Raw genomic sequence first — 21,158 nt, 5'->3', positions numbered from 1 at the left:
CGGCTTTCTCGACCTTGCGCGGAATCACCGTGAAAAAACAGCCCGACCGTCTTTTCGCCCAGCCCCTGGCCCAGGTGCCGGACTTCGCCTTCAACGAGGACGTGGTGCGGGTGTTCCCGGACATGATCAAGCGCTCGGTGCCCGGTTACCCGACCATCGTCGAGAACATCGGCGTACTCGCCGGCCAGTTCGCCCAGCCGCACAGCGTGCTCTATGACCTCGGCAGCTCCCTCGGCGCGGTGACCCAGGCCCTGCGCCGCCACGTACAGGTCGAAGACTGCCGGGTGATCGCGGTGGACAATTCCAGCGCCATGGTCGAGCGCTGCCGCGAATACCTGCATGCCCAGGATTCGATGTTCCAGGAGCTGTTGCCGGTCGAAGTGATCGAGGCCGATATTCTCAGCCTGGAGTTTCAGCCGACCTCCCTGGTGGCGCTGAATTTCACCCTGCAATTCATCCAGCCCGAACAGCGCCTGGCTCTGCTCACACGCATTCGCCAGGCCCTGCTGCCCGGCGGCGCCTTGATCCTCTCGGAGAAACTGCGCTTCGAAGATCAAGCACAACACGACCTGCTCGGCGACCTGCACATCGCCTTCAAGCGCGCCAACGGCTACAGCGAACTGGAAATCGCCCAGAAACGCAGCGCCATCGAGAAGGTCATGCTCCCGGACAGCCTGGAGCAACACCGCGAACGCCTGCTGGCCGCCGGTTTCAGCAAGGTGGTGCCCTGGTTCCAGTGCCTCAACTTCGCCTCCCTGATTGCCCTGCCATGATCAACCGCCTCGACCTCGACGCCCTGCAAGCTGCGCTGGCGGGCACCCCGCTGCAAGACTGGGCCGCCGGCCTGCCCGGCCAGATCGACGCCAAACTGGCCATCGGTCATGGCGACCTGCAACGCTGGTACGGCGCCGTGCAGGCCTTGCCTGTGCTGAACGTCGAACAACTGGAGCTGTCGACTGCCTTCACCTTCGGCGGTGCCTGCGATGAAAGCAGCCGCGGCGCACTGAAAAGCGCGCTGCAAGGCTTGATCCCCTGGCGCAAAGGCCCCTTCGAGCTGTTCGGCGTGCAGGTGGATACGGAATGGCGCTCAGACTGGAAGTGGCAGCGCGTGGCGCCCTACCTCGACCTGGCCGGCAAGCGCGTGCTGGATGTCGGTTGCGGCAACGGCTACTACATGTGGCGCATGCTCGGCGCCGGTGCCGACAGCGTGGTCGGCATCGATCCCAACTGGCTGTTCCTTTGCCAGTTCCTGGCGATCAAGAACTACCTGCCTGACCTGCCGGCCTGGCACCTGCCGCTGGCCTTCGAAGAACTGCCAGGCAAGCTGCAGGGCTTCGATACCGTGTTTTCCATGGGCGTGCTCTACCACCGGCGCTCGCCGATCGACCACCTGCTGGATCTCAAGGATTGCCTGGTCAAGGGCGGCGAACTGGTGCTGGAAACCCTGGTGGTGGAAGGCGATGTCCAGCAGGTGCTGGTACCCGAAGACCGCTACGCACAGATGCGCAACGTCTGGTTCCTGCCCTCGGTGCCGGCGCTGGAACTGTGGCTGCGGCGTGCCGGCTTCGTCGATGTGCGCTGCGTGGATGTCAACACCACCTCGCTGCAGGAGCAGCGCGCCACCGAGTGGATGCGCTTCCAGTCGCTGCCGGAATTCCTCGACCCGGCCGACCACAGCCGCACCCTCGAAGGCCTGCCGGCGCCAACTCGCGCCGTGCTGGTGGCGCGCAAGCCCTGACCACTGCCACTGCCATAACCCTGTAGGAGCAGGCCACGCCTGCGACATATGGTTCGCGGCCATGGGCCGCTCCTACAGGCGTTCCGGCGATCAGATCCGTAGCCCGGATGAAATCCGGGGGCTAGCAACGATTTCCCCGGATTGCATCCGGGCGACCTGGCTGAATACATCCCCGTAGGAGCGGGCCATGCCCGCGATATGCGGTTCGCGGGCATGGAACGAGGCCGCCCCCGCGCCTACAGGGTTATGCGTTCAGTCGCGCCCTGCCGCCGCGACTATCAGCGCCTTCATCTCCACCACCGCCTGCTTGAAGCCGACGAACAGGGCATGGGCGACTAGGGCGTGGCCGATGTTCAGTTCGTTGATCCCGGGGATCGCCGCCACCGCCTCGACGTTGTGGTAATGCAGGCCGTGGCCGGCATTGACGATCAGGCCATGGGCCAGGCCGCAGGCCACGCCGTCGCGAATCCGCGCCAGCTCCTTGGCCGTTTCGACCGGCGTACGGGCATCGGCATAGCGCCCGGTGTGCAGTTCGATCGCCGGTGCACCGACGCGCTTGGAGGCTTCGATCTGCCGCGCGTCCGGGTCGATGAACAGCGAGACTTCGCAGCCGATCCGGCTCAGGCGCTCAACCGCGGCGCGAATCCGTGCTTCTTGCCCGGCCACGTCCAGGCCGCCCTCGGTGGTCAGCTCCTGGCGGGTTTCCGGCACCAGGCAGACGTGCTCGGGACGAATGCTTTCGGCGAAAGCGAGCATCTCTTCGGTGACGCCCATCTCGAAGTTCATCCGCGTCTGCATGACCTCCCTGAGCACCCGCACGTCACGCTCCTGGATGTGCCGACGGTCTTCGCGCAGGTGCACGGTGATGCCATCGGCACCCGCCTCCTCGGCGTCCAGCGCGGCCTTGACCGGATCCGGGTAGCGCGTACCGCGGGCCTGGCGCAGGGTCGCCACATGGTCGATGTTCACACCCAGCAGAATACGGTTGGCGTCAGTCACGTGGTGGCTCCTTGAGCGTCATGAACAGTTCGCGGCTGACCAGCGGTCGACCGCCTAAATGGGGTGCCAGGGCCTGGCGCATCAGGCGCTTGGCCGCGGCCAGGGCGCCCGCGGCGCTCCAGTCGGCCTCGGCCATGGCGAGTAATTCGCTGCCATGGAACACGCCCGGCTGCAACTGGCCGACCGCTTCCAGGCCGGCATCCGCTTGCAGGCGATAGAGGCCCGCAGCGACGATCGGCTGGCCAAGCCGATCCACATCCAGGGCGAAACCATAGCCCAGCTCATCGAGCAAACGCCATTCAAAAGAACGCAGCAAGGGCTCCAGCGCACGGCCCTGGGCCAGCGCCAGCACGGTCATGGCGTAGTGGTCGAAAGTCGCCGGGTGCGGATCTTGCTCCGGCAGCAGGCGGATCAGCAGTTCGTTCAGATAGAGGCCACTGAACAGCGCCTCGCCGTGCAACAGGTTGGGGATGCCGGCGGCTTCGAGGCAACTGACGTTCTTCAGCTCGCCGCGCCCGCGAAACTCCACTTCCAGCGGCACGAACGGACGCGTCAGGCTGCCGGCCTTGCCCCGCGCGCCGCGCATCACCGCACGCAGACGACCTTGCGGAGTGAGGAAGTCCACCAGCGCACTGCTCTCGCGGTAAGCACGGCTGTGCAGAACATAGGCTGGCTGAGAGGTCATGGATTATTGACTGCTACGTTCCGTAGGATGGGTTAGCCGCCAGCACTACACCCGAATCAAGGCAGCGTTTCTGCGTGCGGCGTAACCCATCAATGCATTGTGCCTGCCGATGCCGTGTTGGGTTACGCGGCGTCTTATGCCGTTGTGTTTATCCGATAAGTGAGTGCGCCGCTAACCCAACCTACGAACTGGCTGTGCCCTTGCAATGGCGGGCGCCGGAATGCGCCCAGCCGCGGCTCAAATATTGTCGTAACCCAAGGAGCGCAAGGCGCGCTCGTCGTCCGACCAACCACCTTTGACCTTGACCCAGAGGTTGAGCATGACCTTGGAGTCGAACATCACTTCCATGTCCTTGCGCGCCTCCTGACCGATGCGCTTGATCCGCTCGCCCTTCTCGCCAATGATGATTTTCTTCTGGCCGTCGCGCTCGACCAGAATCAGCGCATGGATATGCAGGATACGGCCGTCGCGCTTGAACTCTTCGATTTCCACGGTGATCTGGTAAGGCAGCTCGGCGCCCAGCTGGCGCATGATCTTCTCGCGCACCAGCTCGGCGGCGAAGAAACGGCTGGAGCGGTCGGTGACCTGGTCTTCCGGGAAGAAGTGCACGCCCTCGGGCAGACGCTCACCCACCAGCTTTTCCAGGGTATCGAGGTTATGCCCGTGCTGGGCGGAGACTGGCACGATCTCGGCATTGGGCAACTGGGTCGCCAGCCACTCCAGGTGTGGCATCAGATCGGCCTTGTCGTCGAGGCGGTCGGTCTTGTTGATCGCCAGGATCACCGGGCCCTGCACGTACTGTATGCGCTCGAGAACCAGCTGATCCTCGTCGGTCCAGCGGGTGCGGTCGACCACGAAGATCACCACGTCGACGTCTTTCAGCGCCGACGAGGCATTCTTGTTCATGTAGCGGTTGAGGGCTTTCTCGTTGTTCTTGTGCAGGCCGGGGGTATCCACATAGATCGCCTGCACGGCGCCTTCGGTCTTGATCCCGAGCATGTTGTGCCGGGTGGTCTGCGGCTTGCGCGAGGTGATTGCCAGCTTCTGCCCGAGGATGTGGTTGAGCAGGGTCGACTTACCCACGTTGGGCCGGCCAACAATGGCGACATAGCCACAGCGTGTAACGGGTGTATCAGTCATGCCCATTCTCCACCCCGAGGGCAATCAAGGCAGCGGCTGCAGCGACCTGTTCGGCGATGCGACGGCTGGCACCCTGGCCCAGGGTCTTGTCATTCAGTAAGGAAATCTGGCATTCGACGACGAATGTCCGGCAATGCGGATCGCCCTGGATATCCACCACGTCATAGCGCGGCAGCTCGCAGGCCCGCGATTGCAGGAATTCCTGCAAGCGGGTTTTCGGATCCTTGTTGGTATCGACCAGGGTCAGACCTTGCAGTTCATTGGTCAGCCAGGCGACCACGCGCTCGCGCGCCGCGTCCATCCCGGCATCCAGGTAGATGGCGCCGATCAGCGCTTCGAGGGCATCGGCGAGGATCGATTCACGGCGGAAGCCGCCGCTTTTCAACTCGCCCGAGCCGAGCCGCAGGTAGTCACCGAGATCGAAGCCGCGGGCCAGGATGGCCAGGGTTTCGCCCTTGACCAGGCGCGCGCGCAAACGTGACAACTGACCTTCGCGCGCCAGCGGGAAGCGCTCGAACAGCGCCTCGCCGGCAACGAAGTTGAGAATGGCGTCACCGAGGAATTCCAGGCGCTCATTGTTGCGCCCGGCAAAACTGCGGTGGGTCAGCGCCAGCACCATCAGGTCCTGATCTTTGAAGGTATAGCCGAGCTGGCGCTCGAGACGAGCTAACGAAGCACTCACGGCATGCGCACGCGATATTCTTTGTCGAACCGGACCACCAGATCGAGGTTCTCGATCAGCGGCTCGCGCCTTTCATACTTCAGATGAGCACGAAACTCATTGTTCTCGATTTTCACTTTCAATGCTTCTTTCAGATTCAGGTCGCGAATGCTGTTGACCTCCATGCCCTTGCCGACATGGCCATAGAAAGCGCCGACCGAACGGATATCCATGGTCTGGTCATCTTCCACCGAGGTGATGATTTTATCCATCGACATATAGTCGAGGTAATGCGGCAGCATCTTGAATGCCGTACTGGCGAAGAACGCCACGACCGCCAACACCATCAGCCAGCTCAGTATCGACAAGCCTTTCTGCGAACGCGCAAATGTCATGTTTGCCCCCAAATTCGATCAATGTAAATGCCCGGTGGGCCAAGACTATATATAGCCTGCGGCGCCGTATTGAACAGCGCCGCAAAATCGGCGAAACGTCAGTGAATCAAACCGACGCGGGAGAAGTTCGGCAGGTTGCGCAGTTTCGGGTCAGGCCAGCTCATCCAGACGGCGAACGCTTTGCCGACGATATTCTGGTCCGGCACCATGCCCAGCAAAGGCTTTGGAATGGCCGGATCGTTCCAGTAACGGCTGTCGTTGGAGTTGTCGCGGTTGTCGCCCATCATGAAGTAATGCCCTTGTGGCACCACCCACTCGCGCCCAGGCTCAGCCCGATAACGATTCATTTCCTTGCGGATCATATGTTCGGCCGCGCCCAGGCGCTCCTCATAGAGAGCCACGCTACCGAGGCTGCCTGGCTCTTCGCCGAGCAACTGCTGGGCGACCGGCTGACCGTTGACGAACAGGCGCTTGTCGCTGCTGTAGCGGATCTGATCACCAGCCAGGCCCACCACACGCTTGATGTAGTTGATGTTCGGGTCGCTCGGGTAACGGAACACCATGACATCGCCACGCTGCGGGTTGTCCACCTCGATGATCTTGGTGTCCAGCACCGGCAGGCGAATACCGTAGGCGAACTTGTTGACCAGGATGAAATCGCCCACTTCCAGGGTTGGCTTCATCGAGCCGGACGGAATCTGGAACGGCTCGACCAGAAAGGAACGCAGCACCAGCACGATCGCCAGCACCGGGAAGAACGATTTACCGTACTCCACCAGCAATGGCTCTTTGTTCAGGCGCTCGACTACCGCCTCGTCAGGCTGATTGACCTGACCCTGGTAGTTGGCAATGGCCGTACGCCGGCGCGGGGCCAGAAAGAGCAGATCGAACAGCGCCAGCGCACCACAAACGGCGACGGCGATTACCAGCAACAGCGGGAAATTTAGCGACATAGGACCTAACTATCCAACCTGAGCACAGCAAGGAAGGCTTCTTGTGGAATTTCCACGTTGCCGACCTGCTTCATCCTTTTCTTACCGGCCTTCTGCTTTTCCAACAGCTTGCGTTTACGGCTCACGTCACCACCGTAACACTTGGCCAGCACGTTCTTTCTGAGCGCCTTGACAGTGGTTCGCGCGACAATCTGCCCGCCAATGGCGGCCTGGATCGCCACATCGAACATCTGCCGCGGAATCAGCTCTTTCATCTTCTCGGTCAACGCACGCCCTTTGTAGTGCGCGTTGTCACGGTGCACGATCAACGCCAGGGCGTCGACTTTTTCACCATTGATCAATACGTCCAGCTTGACCAGATTGGCCGACTGATAACGATCGAAGTGATAGTCCAGCGACGCATAACCACGGCTGGTCGACTTCAGGCGGTCGAAGAAGTCCAGGACCACTTCGTTCATCGGCAGGTCGTAGGTCACCTGTACTTGCGAGCCGAGAAACAGCATGTCGTGCTGGATGCCACGCTTCTCGATGCACAGGGTGATGACGTTGCCCAGGTGCTCCTGCGGCACCAGGATATTGGCCCGCACGATCGGCTCGCGCATGTCTTCGATGGTCGACAGGTCGGGCAGCTTGGACGGGTTATCGACGTAAACCGTTTCACCGGTCTTGAGCAGCAACTCGAAAATAACCGTCGGCGCTGTGGTGATCAGATCCAGGTCGTACTCGCGCTCCAGGCGCTCCTGGATGATCTCCATGTGCAGCATGCCGAGGAAGCCGCAACGGAAACCGAAGCCCAGGGCATCGGAGCTTTCCGGGGTGTACTGCAAGGATGAGTCGTTCAGCGTGAGCTTTTGCAGGGCCTCGCGGAAATCCTCGAAGTCGTCGGAACTGACCGGAAACAGGCCGGCATAAACCTGCGGCTGGATGCGCTTGAAGCCTGGCAGCATGTCGACGTCGGGGGTGGAGCTCAAGGTCAGGGTATCGCCCACTGGCGCACCGTGAATGTCCTTGATGCCGGCAATGATGAAACCTACTTCGCCGGCCTTGAGGTCAACCGTGGCGCAGTGCTTGGGGTTGAAGACGCCGACACTGTCGACCAGGTGAATCTTGCCGGTGGATTTCACCAGCACCTTGTCACCCTTCTTGATCCGCCCGTGACGCACGCGCACCAGGGAAACCACCCCCAGGTAGTTGTCGAACCAGGAGTCGATGATCAACGCCTGCAAGGGCGCCTCGATATCGCCGGTCGGTGCGGGAATGGTGTGCACCAGACGCTCGAGCACTTCGTCGACACCCAGGCCGGTCTTGGCGCTGCAGGTCACGGCATCGGTGGCGTCGATGCCGATGATTTTCTCGATTTCTTCCTTGACCCGATCCGGATCGGCCTGCGGCAGGTCGATCTTGTTCAGCACCGGCATGACCTCGAGGCCTTGCTCGATGGCGGTGTAGCAGTTGGCGACCGATTGCGCCTCGACGCCCTGACCGGCATCGACCACCAGCAGCGCGCCTTCACAGGCCGCCAGGGAACGGCTGACTTCATAGGTGAAGTCGACGTGGCCGGGCGTGTCGATGAAGTTCAACTGGTAGGTCTTGCCGTCGCGCGCCTTGTAATACAGGGTCACGCTGTGCGCCTTGATGGTAATCCCGCGCTCACGCTCAAGGTCCATGGAATCCAGGACCTGGGCTTCCATTTCACGCTCGGCCAGGCCGCCACACATCTGGATAAAGCGATCGGCCAGGGTGGACTTGCCATGATCGATGTGGGCGATGATGGAGAAATTGCGGATATGACTCAGGTCACTCACAGGACAACACTCGAAAAGGTCGCAGGCGACAGCCCGCCGAAAATAGCCGTGAAGTGTACCCGATTGGCGCCGCAGCCGTCACGCCCAGGCGCCAATCGGCAGACATGAAGAAGGGCGATCTAAATCGCCCTTCTTCAGCATTGCCTGGCGTACCCCGCCCCGTGCCAAGCCCGAGAGCCGCATGAGCGACGCAGAGTCAACCGGCGACCCGCGCCGACCTCACTCCGCCAACTTGAAGGTGATGAAGCTAGCACGCCCCTGGCGCAGCACGCGCATGGAAACGGAACGGTTCTTCGGCAACTCCTGCGCCACCTGGGTAAAGGTTTTCGCCGAGTCGATGGCCTGATTATTCAAATGGGTGATCACATCGCCCGGACGCAAGCCGATCAGCGCGGCAGGACCCTCGAGAACCTCGCTGATCACCACGCCGCCTTGCAGGTCGAGACTTTTCTTCTGCTCGGCGGTCAATTCGACCACCTTGACTCCGAGGCGGTTGCTGCTGCGCTCCACACCCGGCAACGTCGCACCGGCCAAGGCCTCACCGTCTTCCGGCAAAGCACCGATGGTCAACTTGAGCTTCTTGCGCGAACCGTCACGCACCACATCCAGCTCGGCCGTGCTGCCAGGCTTCAGGCGACCCACCAGATGCGGCAGATCCCCCGACATGACGATCGGTGCGCCATCTATGCTGAGAATCACATCGCCGACCTGCAAGCCACCCTTGGCCGCCGGACCACCTTCCAGCACCTGGGCCACCAGCGCACCCGCCGGTTTATCCAGACCGAATGACTCGGCCAGATCCTTGTTCACTTCCTGAATTACCACACCCAACCAGCCGCGACTGACCTTGCCCTCGGCCTTCAACTGCTCGGCCACATCCAGGGCCACACTCATCGGAATGGCAAAGGACAGGCCCATGAAGCCACCGGAGCGGGTGAATATCTGCGAGTTGATACCCACCACCTCACCTGCCAGGTTGAACAGCGGGCCGCCGGAGTTACCCGGATTGATCGCCACATCGGTCTGGATGAACGGCACATAGCTTTCATTCGGCAGACTGCGGCCCTTGGCGCTGACGATACCGGCAGTCACCGAATGGTCGAAGCCGAAGGGCGAGCCGATCGCCAGCACCCATTCGCCGACTTTCAGGTCTTCGGACTTGCCCAGCCTGACCGTCGGCAGATTGCTGCCTTCGATCTTCAGCAGGGCCACATCGCTACGCGGATCGGCGCCAATCAGCTTGGCTTCCAGCTCGCTGCGATCGGGCAGACGCACGATGATTTCATCGGCACCGGCGACCACATGGTTATTGGTCAGCACATAACCATCGGCCGAGATAATGAAGCCGGAACCCAGCGACTGCGCCTCACGCTGACGACCACCGTTCGGCGCGGGCGGAACCCGAGGGATATTGCGTTCGAAGAATTCGCGAAAGATCGGTGGCAGGCCTTCAAGATCGGGGATGGCCAATTCGCCAGCACCGGCCACACGCTCCGGGATTTTCTGCCGGGTGCTGATATTGACTACCGCTGGCGCGGCCTCTTCGACCAACTCGGTAAAGTCCGGCAACTGTGCCTGGGCAACCACCGCCTGACCCAAGAGCAGCACAGCGAGCAAAGCTGAGAAAGACCATTTCAAGTTAGGCATCGATTTAAAACTCCCCATCGAAAACGAGCAAAAAGCTCAAAACGCGGCAGCGGAGCCGGCGAGCAAGGCACGCACGACTACCGGCTGCAAGGCCGGATCATCGGCCGTGCGGCTACTGCGCCAGCGCACCACCGACCAGGCCACGAACAAGCCGACAAAGGCAGACAGGATCACCCAGGGCTCACTCAAGGCCAACTGCTCGGCCAGTAATGCCGCGCTGAACAAGCCGATCAAAGGCAGCAGATAAACCAGTAATGAGCCGCGCACCAGCAATTCCTCGCGCACGCCAATCACCACCGCATCGCCCACGTTCAACTGCAGATCACAGAGCGCACGGACATAGCCCCGACGCCCACTGGCGCCCAACTTGTCGAGCACGCCATGACCGCAGCCGGCACTCACCGAGCAGCTGGAACAGGTACTTTTGCGCAGAGTCTCGACCCAGACAGCGCCTGGTTCGACAGCCACGACTCGCCCCTGCTCTTCGATCATTGTATAGCCTGCCCCTCTATGGCGCGCATCGACAAGGCAACGCGCTCTGCCGTGCCCAGCGGAATTTCACCGACTACCGTCACCATCACATCGCCATCAGCGGTCGCCAGACGCCGCGAAACCGCTGCAGTCGGGCCAATCTGACTGCGCGCATCCTCGACCATGACGCCACGCAAGGGCTCGACGAACACCGAAAAACGCGCCAAGCCATCGAAATAGACCAGGCTGGCGACTTGTTCATTGGACGCTGGGCTGCGACGTTCGGCCACCCGACTCAAGGTGAAACCTGGCGGCAACCAGTCGGAGCGCCAGGCCTCGACAACCTCCGCTGCCGCCTTGCTGGCGGTTACCGGCTGACAACCCGTGCCAGACTGCAGCTCCTGGTCAGTAGGAAGCGTGCCGACATCGAGCTGGGTGAATTGAAAGCGTTCGAGCAACTGCCCCTTGTCATTCAACAACAGGGACTTCAGCGGCAGAGCGCTTTCCTGATCCAGGTGCAACTCAACGCCATAGCGATGCTGGTCGCGCGGCGACAGCGCCAGCACCACAGCCGCACGCCCCGCCACACGTGACTCGCCGATGATCCGCAGATCATAGGACTCAAGCAATCGCTGGCTATCCAGGTCGTGCGCTGACCACGCTTGCTGGTCGTCGAGCTGATCGGCCAAGGTACCGCTCACGCACTCTGTGCTGCCATCGACACGCAGCACTTCCTGCTCGACCCCGTCCAACTGCATCAATCGCTCGCGCACCACGCCCGTCTCATCCACCCGATGCCAAATACGGTGGGTAGAGAAGCTGCCGTTACGCTCATAAACGAATGTGCCCTGGAAGCTTTGACTTTGGCCAGCATCAGCCAATCGTTCAAGCCAATCTTGCGCCTCGGCAGCAACAACGGGCAATGCAAGCCAACCACCGAACAACAAACAGATGACGGGAATAAAGCGCATGCGCCTCCTTAGCGGCTTTCCAGGCTTGCAGCACGCGCATAAGGCAGCGCGCTTTCATTGGCATTCATGGCTGCTTGCTGAGCATGCTGGCGCAAATAAGCCGGCAGACGCTGATCATGCCAGCCGGGCGTGGCCTCACTGGCGGTTTCAGCCTCGCCTTGTTGCTCACTTGCAGTACTGAAACCCGCCAGCATGGCTGGACTTTGCGCTTGCGGAGCGCTCATGGCCGGCTGAGCAGCTTGCTGCGCCAACTGTGTACTGGCAACTTCGTCCTGATTGTACAAACGCACACCCGCCAGCACGGCAACCGTAACAGAAGCGGCTACGGCAAAACGACCGACTGAACGCCATGGACCGCGAACGACGGTCTTGCTCTGCACCGGCAAGTCTTCGTCGGCCAGCGCCGCAGACACAGCAGCAGCAATATCCAGACGCGGTTCCAGCAACTCCTTGTGCATGACTGCACGAGCGATCTGATAACGCGACCAGGTTGCACGCAGTTCGGCATCGTCGCTCGCACTGAGCACGCGCCGCAGTTCCATTTCATCCGCTTCGTTATCCATAACCGCGGACAGCGATTCCTGCAGGGCTTCACGACTCATGGCGGTTCCTCTCTTGGCTGTCGCCGCTGTCTTAACTGTCCTGCAACAGGGGTTGCAAGGACTTGTCTACGGCCTCACGAGCCCGAAAGATCCGAGACCGCACAGTGCCGACCGGACACTGCATCACGCTTGCAATGTCCTCGTAACTCAGACCATCAAATTCGCGCAAGGTTAGGGCAGTGCGCAAATCTTCTGGCAATTGCTGGATGGCCCGATGCACGGTGGCTTCGATTTCATCCCGCAGCAACGCCCGCTCTGGCGACTCGATATCCTTGAGGGCGTGATCGCCATCATAGAACTCCGCATCCTCAGCACTGACATCGCTCTCTGGCGGTCGCCGACCACGCGACACCAGATGATTCTTCGCCGTATTGATGGCAATGCGGTACAGCCACGTATAGAACGCACTGTCACCGCGAAAATTCCCCAGCGCTCGATAAGCCTTGACGAAGGCTTCCTGCGCCACGTCTTGCGCTTCATGGGTGTCATGCACGAATCGCACGATCAACCCAAGAATCTTGTGCTGGTACTTTAGTACCAACAAATCGAATGCACGTTTATCACCACGCTGCACGCGCTCGACCAGCTGCTGATCTTCTTCCTGAGCTAGCATCAACACTCCTCATTGAGTCCGAAGGAGTGCAGCGCGAACCAATCAATCGACTTGCCAAGATAGACCCGGACGTTGCGCAAAAGTTCTCCCCTCCAAACAAGCTTCCTGCAGAACGCTTTATGTCCTGCACGGAGTGACGCAGCACGGCCTGCAAGCCCTGCTGCGCAAATAGTCTTAGACCACTCATCTGCCGGCGAATGAAAGCCTTTGAAAGCCTTCAACGCACCCCGTCAAATAAGCACTGTCCTCTGCGGGCGACCTTTTATGGAACCTGAAAGACTAAGAAAGTTCCTCAGTACCGCAGTAGGTCATAAGCCGGCTATTGTGCCGCTCCCCCCCTCTATATACTAGGGGCCGCTTACTTGCGGAATCACGACATGAGCCAACACTACCAACACGACGTTCTGGTCATCGGCAGCGGCGCCGCCGGCCTGACTCTGGCGCTGACGCTGCCCGAGCACCTGCGCATTGCCGTACTGAGCAAGGGCAATCTGGCCAATGGCTCGACCTACTGGGCCCAGGGTGGCGTGGCAGCGGTACTGGACGACATGGATACCGTCGAGTCGCATGTCGACGATACCCTCAATGCCGGTGCCGGCCTGTGTCGCGAAGACGCGGTGCGCTTCACCGTGGAGCATAGCCGAGAAGCGATTCAATGGCTGATCGATCAGGGCGTGCCCTTCACCCGCGATGATCAGACCGCCCGCGAAGACGGCGGCTTCGAGTTTCACCTGACCCGCGAAGGCGGTCACAGCCACCGCCGCATCATCCACGCCGCCGACGCCACCGGCGCGGCGATCTTCAAGACTCTGCTCGAGCAGGCCAAGCGGCGGGCCAACATCGAAATGCTCGAGCAGCGCGTGGCGGTTGACCTGATAACCGAACGCAAACTCGACCTGGCTGGCGAACGCTGCCTGGGCGCCTATGTGCTCAATCGTGCCAGCGGCGAGGTTGACACCTATGGCGCGCGCTTCGTCATCCTCGCCACCGGCGGCGCGGCCAAGGTGTATCTGTACACCAGCAACCCGGACGGCGCCTGCGGCGACGGCATCGCCATGGCCTGGCGCGCCGGCTGCCGGGTCGGCAACCTGGAGTTCAACCAGTTCCACCCGACCTGCCTGTACCACCCGCAGGCCAAAAGCTTTCTGATCACCGAAGCCCTGCGCGGCGAAGGCGCGCTGCTCAAGCTGCCCAACGGACAGCGCTTCATGCAGCGCTTCGATGCACGCGCCGAACTGGCGCCGCGCGACATCGTAGCCCGCGCCATCGACCACGAGATGAAGCGCCTCGGCGTGGATTGCGTGTATCTGGACATCAGCCACAAGCCGGCCGATTTCATCAAGGCGCACTTCCCCACCGTCTATGAGCGCTGCCTCGACTTCGGCATCGACATCACCCGCGAGCCAATCCCGGTGGTGCCGGCCGCGCATTACACCTGTGGCGGCGTGCTCGTCGACCAGAGCGGACACACCGATGTACCGGGCCTGTACGCCATCGGCGAAACCAGTTTTACCGGCCTGCACGGCGCCAACCGCATGGCCAGCAACTCGCTGCTGGAATGTTTCGTCTACGCTCGCTCGGCGGCCGCCGACATCATCCAGAAGCTGGATGAAGTGAGTGCGCCGACCAACCTGCCGACCTGGGACGCCAGCCAGGTAACCGACTCGGATGAAGACGTGATCATCGCGCACAACTGGGATGAGCTGCGGCGCTTCATGTGGGACTACGTCGGCATCGTGCGCACCAACAAGCGCCTGCAACGCGCCGAACACCGGGTGCGCCTGCTCCTCGACGAGATCGACGAGTTCTACAGCAACTATAAAGTGAGCCGTGACCTGATCGAACTGAGGAACCTGGCGCAGGTGGCCGAACTGATGATCCGCTCGGCCATGGAACGCAAGGAGTCGCGCGGTCTGCACTACACCCTGGACTACCCGCAGCAGCTGCCCGAGGCCAAAGACACTATTCTGCAGCCACCCACCTACGGCGACTGAATTTCAGGCGCACACGCAAGCGCCTGTGCATATCCCGCAGCATGGCATCATGCGGGATGCACAGGCCGCGCACCCGGCGCTCGCCCGCCAGGCGAAAGCGCAGCACCACGACCAGCGGCAAAGCCAGGCTGTCGGGGCGCAACTGGATGACCTGCCAGCCGCCAGAAGCACTCCACAACTGCCAGCCAGCGGCCGTGCAGCGCAGCCCGCTGAACGCCTGCGGCGCACTCAGCAGGATATGCCGCGGCAAGACCCAGGTGGCATGCCCCAGACACAGGGCGACGCCCAGTGCCAGCGCCCACCACGGAATCTCGACCAGCGCCAAGCTGAGCAGCGCTAGCGCCTGAAGCACCCCATAGAGCAGCAGCAAGCGCCGCGACGGCTGCCAGCGGCACTCGAAGCTGTCACTTGGGCTGGACACGGTCCAGAATCATGCGAACCATGCGCTGCAAGTCGGCATCCTCAGGTTCGGCACGCTGCATGAACCAGCCGAACATATCCTGATCCTCACACTCGAGCAGCTTGCGGTAACGCTCGCGATCTTCGGCATCCAGGGTTGGATAGACCTCCCTGACGAATGGCACCAGCAGTACATCCAGTTCCAGCATGCCGCGGCGGCTGTGCCAGTAAAGGCGATTGAGTTCTGTCGAATCGACCATGGAGCGGTTCCTTGATAGAGCCTGGCGGGAAGAAAGCGCCGCAGTATAACAGTCGGCCGCAAGACGGGTGGCCACCCCCTGCAAGCCAACCCACGGCGGCTCGCCTTCAAGCTTTTTCCTGGCTTTTATGCAAAGCCAGTAGCTTGAGGCTTGTGGCTGCTTTTATGATGACGCCCCTAACTTTCATCCAGCGATTGTTTATCCCTATGGCCGATTCCGCGTTTTTCTCCACCCTCAGCCACGAAGGCGTGCTCGCCGTTCGCGGTTCTGATGCGAGCAAATTCCTCCAGGGCCAACTGACCTGCAACCTCAATTACCTGAGCGATGTCAGCTCCAGCCTCGGTGCCCGCTGCACCCCGAAAGGCCGCATGCTGTCGAGTTTCCGGATTGTCAGCGTGGCCGACGGCTTCCTCCTGGCAATGGCCCGTGAGCTGATCGAGCCGCAACTGCTCGAGCTGCAGAAATACGCCGTATTCAGCAAGTCCAAGCTGATCGACGAAAGCGCCGACTGGGTACGTTTCGGCCTGCATGACGGCGACGCCGCACTGGCCAGCCTCGGCCTCGACCTACCCCGCCATGCCGACAGCGTGGCGCGCGCCAACGACCTGCTGGCGCTGCGCCTGAGCGATGGCCGCGCCGAACTCTGGGCGCCGGCCAGCCAAGCCGAGAACCTGCACGCCCAGCTGGCCGCACAGCTGGCGCACGCCCCCCTGAATCAATGGCTACTGGCCCAGGTGCGCGCCGGCATCGGCCAGGTGCTGGGCCCCACCCGCGAGCTGTTCATCCCGCAAATGCTCAACCTGCAGGCATTGGGCGGCGTCAGTTTCAAGAAGGGCTGCTACACCGGCCAGGAAATCGTTGCGCGCATGCAGTACCTCGGCAAGCTCAAGCGCCACCTGTATCGCCTGGCGGTGGACGGCGAGCAACTTCCCGCACCGGCCATCGAACTGTTCTCTCCCGAGCGCAGCGGCAGCGTCGGCGAAGTGGTGCTTGCCGCGCAAAGCGACAGCGGTTTCGAGCTGCTCGCGGTCTTGCTCGAGGACGCGGTCAGCGACGGACGCATTCACCTCGGTACGCCGCACGGCCTGCCGCTCAGGCTGCTCGATTTGCCCTACACCCTGGATAGCAACCGCGAAATCCTGCGCTAACCACACTGCACCTGCAGCCGATTACCGAAGAGACCCGCCCCATGAGCAAGCTTGCCGAAAAAGTCCAACAGGAACTGATCAAGGCCATCGACAACGATGATCTGGTACTGCCTACCCTGCCGGAAGTTGCATTGAAGGTCCGTGAAGCGGCAGAAAACCCGGATATCGGCATTCCGCAGATCAGCAAGGTCATCGGCAACGATGCGGCGCTGACCGCCCGCATCATCAAGGTGGTGAACAGCCCATTGCTGCGCACCAACAAGGAAATCACCGACCTGCAGATGGCCGTCAGCCGCCTGGGCATCAACTACACCTGCAACCTGGCCACCGGTTTGGCGATGGAACAGATGTTCCAGGCCACCTCGGACGTGGTCGACCGCAAGATGCGCGAGGTCTGGAACAAAAGCACGGAAATCGCCGGGATCTGTCACGTACTGTGCAAGCACTACACCCGCCTGATGCCGGATCAGGCGACCCTCGCCGGCCTGGTGCACCAGATCGGCGTGCTGCCGATCCTCACCTATGCCGAAGACCACAACGAGCTGCTGTCCGACTCGATCAGCCTCAACCACGTCATCGAGCAGATTCACCCGATGATCGGCGACAAGATTCTGCGCACCTGGGACTTCCCCGAACTGATCGCCATGGTGCCGAGCCAACACCTGGACTTCACCCGCGACAGTGCCAAGGTCGACTACGTCGACATCGTCCAGGTCGCCATCCTGCAGAGCTACCTGGGCAGCCAACACCCCTATACCCAACTGGACTGGAGCCAGATTCCGGCATTCCGCAAGCTGGGCCTGGATCCGAGCCAGAACCTGAATGACGACGAAGACCTCTCCGCCGCCATGGAAGCGGCCATGGGCATGCTGCAGTAAAACGCAGATTCATGGGGTGGCTTGCGGGCCGCCTGGGCTAGCGGCGCCACGCCAGGGCAAGGTCACCGGCAACTCTTCTCAGACGGGTGTGAACATCGCGCGTTTTTCACACCCTCTCAGCCAGCCTCGACGGCAAACTCGACGCGCACCAGCAACCCCTGCGGCTGTACCTGGTGCAGGCTGATGCGCGCTTGATGGGCGCGACAGATCTCGCCGACGATCGCCAGGCCCAGGCCGGCGCCCGAGCCCTGCACGCCGCGTCGATAGAAACGCTCGAAGACCTTCTCACGCTCCTCCGCGGGGATCCCCGGGCCATCGTCCTGGACCTCCAGAATGCCTGGCGTCAGCACCCGCAGGATCACATTGCCTCCGGCCGGGGTATGCGCCAGGGCGTTATCCACCAGGTTGCACAACAGTTCATTGAGCAGGGTCGGCTCGCCGCGCAGCCACACCGGCTGTTCGGCCTCCAGCGCCAGGGCGATCCCGCGCGCATGGGCCAGGGGCGCCAAAGCCAGGCCCAGCTCACGGGCCAACTGGCTGAGATCCAGCTGTTGTGCACCGCCCTCGGCAATCGCCCGCGCCCCGCTTTCGATGCGCGCCAACGAAAGTAGTTGATTGGCCAGCTGAGCCAGCCGGTCGGTGTTCTGCGCCGCCTCTTCCAGGGTGCTGCGCCAGGCGGCCGGCTCCTGCGCGCGCAGGCCCAGCTCGACCCGCGCCTTGAGCGCCGCCAGGGGCGTGCGCAGCTCGTGGGCGGCATCGGCGATGAACTGCGACTGACGCTCGAACAGGCCGCGCAGACGGTCGTTGAACTGATTCAAGGCATTCACCAGCGGGCGCAGCTCACGCGGCAAGCCGCCATCCGGCAGCGGACGTAGGTCGTCGCTGGCGCGCTCGGCCACGGTCCGCCGCAACAGTTCCAGGGGGCGCAGCGCGGCACTCACCGCCAGCCACACCAGCAGCAGTGCGCTGAGCGCCAGCAAGCCCATGCGCCACAGCGTGCCGACCAGCAATTCACGGGTCATGCGCTCGCGCGCGCCCAGGGTCTCGGCCACCCGGATCTCGGCGATACCATTAAGCAGGGGCTCGCTGACCGGTTGCAGCAGACTGACCACCCGCACGCCCTGAGCGCGGTAGAAGCCGTCATAGAAACGCGCCAGCGCCGGGTAATCGTCGGTGCGCGGAGTGCCCGCAGGCGCAGCCGGCAGGTCTTCGTAACCGGACACCAGCTCCCCGCGCAGATCCAGCACCTGGTAGTAGATGCGCCCGGCGCTGTCATAGGCGAAGGTGTCCAGGGCGACATAGGGCACATTGGCCTTGAGCCTGCCGTCATCGGCATACAGGCCCTGGGCAATCGCTCGCGCCGACGCCAGCAGGGTGCGGTCATAGGCGGTATCGGCGGCGCGCCGGGCACTCCAGTAGGCACTCAGACTGCTGACGACCAGGATCAACGCCAGCAACAGCGCCAGACGCCGCAGCAGCCGCCCGCGCAGACTGCCGATTTCAGCCATCGGGCGCCTCCAACCCTCAGTCACCGACTGCCTCCAACAAATAACCCAGGCCACGGAAGGTGACGATGCGCACGCCGCTGCCCTCGAGCTTCTTGCGCAGGCGATGGACGTAGATCTCGATCGAGTCGGCGCTGGCCTCCTCGTCCAGGCCGAACACCTGGGCCGCCAGTTGCTCCTTGCTCATCACCCGCCCCGGGCGGGCAATCATGGCCTCCAGCACCGCCTGCTCGCGGGAGGTCAGGCTGAGGCTTTCACCCCGCGCACTGAAGCGCCGGGTAGCCAGGTCGTAGACCAGTTCGCCACAGCGCTGCTGCTGCTCGCCGCCCAGTACGCTGCGCCGTAGCAGCGCCTTGACCCGCGCCTCCAGCTCGCTCAATTCGAAGGGTTTGGCCAGGTAATCATCGGCACCGAGGTTGAGGCCATGCACGCGATCCTTGACCTCGCCACGGGCGGTCAGCATCAGTACCGGCAGGGTCTTGCCGCGCGCGCGCAGACGCGCCAGCACCTGGAAACCATCGAGACGCGGCAGGCCGATATCGAGAATCGCCAGGGCGTATTCCTCGCTGGCCAGGGCTAGGTCGGCGGCCACCCCGTCGTGCAGCACGTCCACCGTCCAGCCTGCGCCTTTGAGGGCCTGAGCCACGCTTGCCGCCAGTTGCGGATGGTCTTCGACCAGCAGAATTCGCACCGCCACCTCCCTCCAGATCCGAGTCAACAACGGCTACTGGCCACGCAGCCCGCGGCGCAGTTTACAGGCGCGAGGCGCCCTGTGAATGGCCTAAATGCCCGCGACCGGCCGCCACGGCAAAACTTTGTGGCCTGCCATCCCTGGCGTCCACCCTGCGGGCCGTCGCAGGCGACGTCCAAAAACGCTCCAGGCGTTTTTTTCAGCGTTGAAAGCTTGGCGAAAGCTTGACCCCATAGGATCAGTCCCAGGTGGCTCGATCCACCTACCTGAACGGTCCGCACAGTGGTGTGCAGCCGTGACAAAAACAACAATGGAGACCACACGATGCCCATCGCATCCCGTCAGGCACTGCTGCCTGTGAACCTGCTTAGCCTAGCCGTAACCGCGGCGCTGCTCGCCCCTGCTGCCCAGGCGGCTTTTGTCGAAGACAGCACAGCCAGCCTGACCACCACCAATATCTACCTGAATCGTGATTTTCGCGAAGGCAATGGCCAGAACAAGCGCGAAGAATGGGGCCAGGGCTTCTGGCTCGACGTCCAGTCCGGCTACACCGAAGGCCCGGTCGGCTTCGGCCTCGACGCCCTGGGTCTGCTCGGCGTCAAGCTGGACTCCGGCGGCGGGCGCACCGGCACCGACCTGCTGCCGGTACAGGACGACGGCGGCACCCCGGACGAATTCAGCCGCCTGGGCCTGACCGCCAAGGTCAAGGCCTCCAACACCGAACTGCGCTACGGCTCGCACATCCCCGAACTGCCGGTGGTCAAGGCCAGCGACAGCCGCCTGCTGCCCCAAGTGTTCGAAGGCGGCCTGCTGACATCCTCGGAACTGGATGGCCTGACCTTCACCGGCGGGCGCCTGGACAAGGTCATCGACCGTGCCTCGACCAACTCCGAGGACCTGGTACTCAACAGCAAGAACCGCCGTTTCCCCGGCGGCATCAGTGCCGATCAGCTGGACCTGGCCGGCCTCGACTACCAGTTCAACTCGAACCTGAAAGGCCGCTACTTCTATGCCGAGCTCGACGACATCTACCGGCAGAACTTCTTCAACCTGCTCGCCAGCTACCCAATGGGCGGCGGCACCCTGGCTGCCGATTTGCGCCTGATGCTCAGTGACGACACCGGCGCGGCGAATGCCGGCGAGGTCGACAACCGCGCACTGAACGGCATGCTCAGCTACGCCCACAGTGGCCACAAGGTCAGCCTCGCCTACCAGAAAATGAGCGGTGACACCGGCTACGCCTATATCGACGGCAGCGACCCCTACCTGGTCAACTTCGTGCAGATCAATGACTTCGCCAACGCCGACGAGCGCTCCTGGCAGGCCCGCTACGACTACAACTTCGCCAGCCTCGGCCTGCCCGGCCTGAGCTTCCTCACCCGCTACGTCAGCGGCGACGATGCGCAGATTGCCGGCAGCAACGCCACCGGCGGCGAATGGGAACGCGACATCGAACTCAAGTACGTGGTCCAGAGCGGTGCCCTGAAAGATGTCTACGTGCGCCTGCGCAACGCCAGCTTCCACTCCGACTTCGCCCGCGATGCAGACGAGAACCGCGTGATCGTCGGCTACACACTGCCGATTTGGTAATCCACAATAAGAA

General features: G+C 62.4%; 22 protein-coding genes. 6 read left to right on the top strand and 16 right to left on the bottom strand.

The annotated features are described in order from the left end of the window. Positions 1-29 precede the first annotated feature (29 nt). Together cmoA and cmoB are read left to right on the top strand one after the other, a co-directional pair. The gene (gene cmoA, locus G9C89_RS22735; protein WP_315852842.1) at positions 30-773 is read left to right on the top strand and encodes a carboxy-S-adenosyl-L-methionine synthase CmoA; all 744 of its coding nucleotides are present in this window, start codon (positions 30-32) and stop codon (positions 771-773) included. Then, positions 770-1,738, top strand: a complete 969-nt coding sequence (gene cmoB / locus G9C89_RS22730; RefSeq protein WP_172152553.1) for a tRNA 5-methoxyuridine(34)/uridine 5-oxyacetic acid(34) synthase CmoB — start codon at positions 770-772, stop codon at positions 1,736-1,738. Before cmoA ends, cmoB begins: the two co-directional genes overlap by 4 nt. Before the next feature lie 252 nt (positions 1,739-1,990). On the opposite strand, the gene pdxJ is transcribed toward cmoB, so the two are convergent. The 12 genes from pdxJ to rpoE all read right to left on the bottom strand — a co-directional run bounded on the left by pdxJ (position 1,991) and on the right by rpoE (position 12,680). Then, a complete protein-coding gene (gene pdxJ / locus G9C89_RS22725) occupies positions 1,991-2,737 on the bottom strand; it encodes a pyridoxine 5'-phosphate synthase (protein ID WP_172152551.1) in 747 nt (248 codons plus the stop codon). Continuing rightward, entirely contained in the window at positions 2,730-3,422 is a 693-nt protein-coding gene (gene recO, locus G9C89_RS22720) for a DNA repair protein RecO (protein WP_172152549.1), read from the bottom strand. The genes pdxJ and recO overlap by 8 nt, the downstream gene beginning before the upstream one ends. Before the next feature lie 237 nt (positions 3,423-3,659). After that, a complete protein-coding gene (gene era, locus G9C89_RS22715) occupies positions 3,660-4,562 on the bottom strand; it encodes a GTPase Era (protein ID WP_172152547.1) in 903 nt (300 codons plus the stop codon). Next, positions 4,555-5,244, bottom strand: a complete 690-nt coding sequence (rnc, locus tag G9C89_RS22710; RefSeq protein ID WP_172152545.1) for a ribonuclease III — start codon at positions 5,242-5,244, stop codon at positions 4,555-4,557. Before rnc ends, era begins: the two co-directional genes overlap by 8 nt. Beyond that, a complete protein-coding gene (locus G9C89_RS22705) occupies positions 5,241-5,618 on the bottom strand; it encodes a DUF4845 domain-containing protein (protein WP_172152543.1) in 378 nt (125 codons plus the stop codon). The genes rnc and G9C89_RS22705 overlap by 4 nt, the downstream gene beginning before the upstream one ends. Before the next feature lie 98 nt (positions 5,619-5,716). Then, positions 5,717-6,571: a signal peptidase I gene (gene lepB, locus G9C89_RS22700; protein ID WP_172152541.1), complete on the bottom strand. Its 855-nt coding sequence runs from the start codon at positions 6,569-6,571 to the stop codon at positions 5,717-5,719. Positions 6,572-6,576: 5 nt separating this feature from the next. After that, a complete protein-coding gene (gene lepA, locus G9C89_RS22695) occupies positions 6,577-8,376 on the bottom strand; it encodes a translation elongation factor 4 (RefSeq protein WP_172152539.1) in 1,800 nt (599 codons plus the stop codon). Positions 8,377-8,595: 219 nt separating this feature from the next. After that, the gene (locus tag G9C89_RS22690; RefSeq protein WP_172152537.1) at positions 8,596-10,023 is read right to left on the bottom strand and encodes a DegQ family serine endoprotease; all 1,428 of its coding nucleotides are present in this window, start codon (positions 10,021-10,023) and stop codon (positions 8,596-8,598) included. Between the two features lie 36 nt (positions 10,024-10,059). Next, positions 10,060-10,515: a SoxR reducing system RseC family protein gene (locus G9C89_RS22685; RefSeq protein WP_172152535.1), complete on the bottom strand. Its 456-nt coding sequence runs from the start codon at positions 10,513-10,515 to the stop codon at positions 10,060-10,062. After that, a complete protein-coding gene (locus tag G9C89_RS22680) occupies positions 10,512-11,465 on the bottom strand; it encodes a MucB/RseB C-terminal domain-containing protein (protein WP_172152533.1) in 954 nt (317 codons plus the stop codon). Before G9C89_RS22680 ends, G9C89_RS22685 begins: the two co-directional genes overlap by 4 nt. An 8-nt stretch (positions 11,466-11,473) precedes the next feature. After that, entirely contained in the window at positions 11,474-12,067 is a 594-nt protein-coding gene (locus tag G9C89_RS22675; RefSeq protein WP_172152531.1) for a sigma-E factor negative regulatory protein, read from the bottom strand. 31 nt (positions 12,068-12,098) lie between these two features. Beyond that, positions 12,099-12,680 carry an RNA polymerase sigma factor RpoE gene (gene rpoE, locus G9C89_RS22670; protein ID WP_172152529.1) on the bottom strand — a complete coding sequence of 194 codons (582 nt, stop codon included), beginning with the start codon at positions 12,678-12,680 and terminating at the stop codon, positions 12,099-12,101. 377 nt (positions 12,681-13,057) lie between these two features. Between rpoE and nadB the strand changes: the two genes are divergently transcribed. Further along, positions 13,058-14,674, top strand: coding sequence for an L-aspartate oxidase (nadB, locus tag G9C89_RS22665; protein WP_172152527.1), 1,617 nt, complete (start codon positions 13,058-13,060; stop codon positions 14,672-14,674). Here nadB and G9C89_RS22660 read toward each other — a convergent pair. Both G9C89_RS22660 and G9C89_RS22655 read right to left on the bottom strand, forming a co-directional pair. Continuing rightward, entirely contained in the window at positions 14,643-15,095 is a 453-nt protein-coding gene (locus G9C89_RS22660; protein WP_172152525.1) for a protein YgfX, read from the bottom strand. The genes nadB and G9C89_RS22660 overlap by 32 nt on opposite strands. Beyond that, the gene (locus tag G9C89_RS22655) at positions 15,079-15,333 is read right to left on the bottom strand and encodes an FAD assembly factor SdhE (RefSeq protein WP_172152523.1); all 255 of its coding nucleotides are present in this window, start codon (positions 15,331-15,333) and stop codon (positions 15,079-15,081) included. The genes G9C89_RS22660 and G9C89_RS22655 overlap by 17 nt, the downstream gene beginning before the upstream one ends. 206 nt (positions 15,334-15,539) lie before the next feature. On the opposite strand from G9C89_RS22655, the gene ygfZ reads away from it, so the two are divergent. Together ygfZ and G9C89_RS22645 are read left to right on the top strand one after the other, a co-directional pair. Beyond that, a complete protein-coding gene (ygfZ, locus tag G9C89_RS22650) occupies positions 15,540-16,481 on the top strand; it encodes a CAF17-like 4Fe-4S cluster assembly/insertion protein YgfZ (protein WP_172152521.1) in 942 nt (313 codons plus the stop codon). Between the two features lie 41 nt (positions 16,482-16,522). After that, the gene (locus tag G9C89_RS22645; protein WP_172152519.1) at positions 16,523-17,359 is read left to right on the top strand and encodes an HDOD domain-containing protein; all 837 of its coding nucleotides are present in this window, start codon (positions 16,523-16,525) and stop codon (positions 17,357-17,359) included. Positions 17,360-17,475: 116 nt separating this feature from the next. On the opposite strand, the gene G9C89_RS22640 is transcribed toward G9C89_RS22645, so the two are convergent. Then, positions 17,476-18,867 (bottom strand): sensor histidine kinase, encoded by a 1,392-nt coding sequence (locus G9C89_RS22640; RefSeq protein ID WP_172152517.1) that lies wholly within the window; start codon positions 18,865-18,867, stop codon positions 17,476-17,478. 16 nt (positions 18,868-18,883) lie between these two features. Further along, positions 18,884-19,555, bottom strand: coding sequence for a response regulator (locus G9C89_RS22635; protein WP_172152515.1), 672 nt, complete (start codon positions 19,553-19,555; stop codon positions 18,884-18,886). Positions 19,556-19,879: 324 nt separating this feature from the next. Between G9C89_RS22635 and G9C89_RS22630 the strand changes: the two genes are divergently transcribed. After that, on the top strand, positions 19,880-21,145 hold the full coding sequence (locus tag G9C89_RS22630) for an OprD family porin (RefSeq protein WP_172152513.1): 1,266 nt from the start codon (positions 19,880-19,882) through the stop codon (positions 21,143-21,145). The last annotated feature ends 13 nt before the right edge of the window (positions 21,146-21,158 follow it).

The sequence above is a fragment of the Pseudomonas tumuqii genome (assembly GCF_013184545.1).
GTDB classification, from domain to species: domain Bacteria; phylum Pseudomonadota; class Gammaproteobacteria; order Pseudomonadales; family Pseudomonadaceae; genus Aquipseudomonas; species Aquipseudomonas tumuqii.
This window is presented reverse-complemented; position numbering and strand designations above follow the sequence as displayed.

Bases quoted from the DNA above. Each gene is read 5' to 3' on its own strand.
- cmoB (WP_172152553.1), top strand. From the start codon at position 770: ATGATCAACCGCCTCGACCTCGACGCCCTGCAAGCTGCGCTGGCGGGC.
- recO (WP_172152549.1), bottom strand. From the start codon at position 3,422: ATGACCTCTCAGCCAGCCTATGTTCTGCACAGCCGTGCTTACCGCGAG.
- era (WP_172152547.1), bottom strand. From the start codon at position 4,562: ATGACTGATACACCCGTTACACGCTGTGGCTATGTCGCCATTGTTGGC.
- G9C89_RS22705 (WP_172152543.1), bottom strand. From the start codon at position 5,618: ATGACATTTGCGCGTTCGCAGAAAGGCTTGTCGATACTGAGCTGGCTG.
- lepB (WP_172152541.1), bottom strand. From the start codon at position 6,571: ATGTCGCTAAATTTCCCGCTGTTGCTGGTAATCGCCGTCGCCGTTTGT.
- G9C89_RS22690 (WP_172152537.1), bottom strand. From the start codon at position 10,023: ATGCCTAACTTGAAATGGTCTTTCTCAGCTTTGCTCGCTGTGCTGCTC.
- G9C89_RS22685 (WP_172152535.1), bottom strand. From the start codon at position 10,515: ATGATCGAAGAGCAGGGGCGAGTCGTGGCTGTCGAACCAGGCGCTGTC.
- G9C89_RS22680 (WP_172152533.1), bottom strand. From the start codon at position 11,465: ATGCGCTTTATTCCCGTCATCTGTTTGTTGTTCGGTGGTTGGCTTGCA.
- G9C89_RS22675 (WP_172152531.1), bottom strand. From the start codon at position 12,067: ATGAGTCGTGAAGCCCTGCAGGAATCGCTGTCCGCGGTTATGGATAAC.
- rpoE (WP_172152529.1), bottom strand. From the start codon at position 12,680: ATGCTAGCTCAGGAAGAAGATCAGCAGCTGGTCGAGCGCGTGCAGCGT.
- nadB (WP_172152527.1), top strand. From the start codon at position 13,058: ATGAGCCAACACTACCAACACGACGTTCTGGTCATCGGCAGCGGCGCC.
- G9C89_RS22655 (WP_172152523.1), bottom strand. From the start codon at position 15,333: ATGGTCGATTCGACAGAACTCAATCGCCTTTACTGGCACAGCCGCCGC.
- ygfZ (WP_172152521.1), top strand. From the start codon at position 15,540: ATGGCCGATTCCGCGTTTTTCTCCACCCTCAGCCACGAAGGCGTGCTC.
- G9C89_RS22645 (WP_172152519.1), top strand. From the start codon at position 16,523: ATGAGCAAGCTTGCCGAAAAAGTCCAACAGGAACTGATCAAGGCCATC.
- G9C89_RS22640 (WP_172152517.1), bottom strand. From the start codon at position 18,867: ATGGCTGAAATCGGCAGTCTGCGCGGGCGGCTGCTGCGGCGTCTGGCG.
- G9C89_RS22630 (WP_172152513.1), top strand. From the start codon at position 19,880: ATGCCCATCGCATCCCGTCAGGCACTGCTGCCTGTGAACCTGCTTAGC.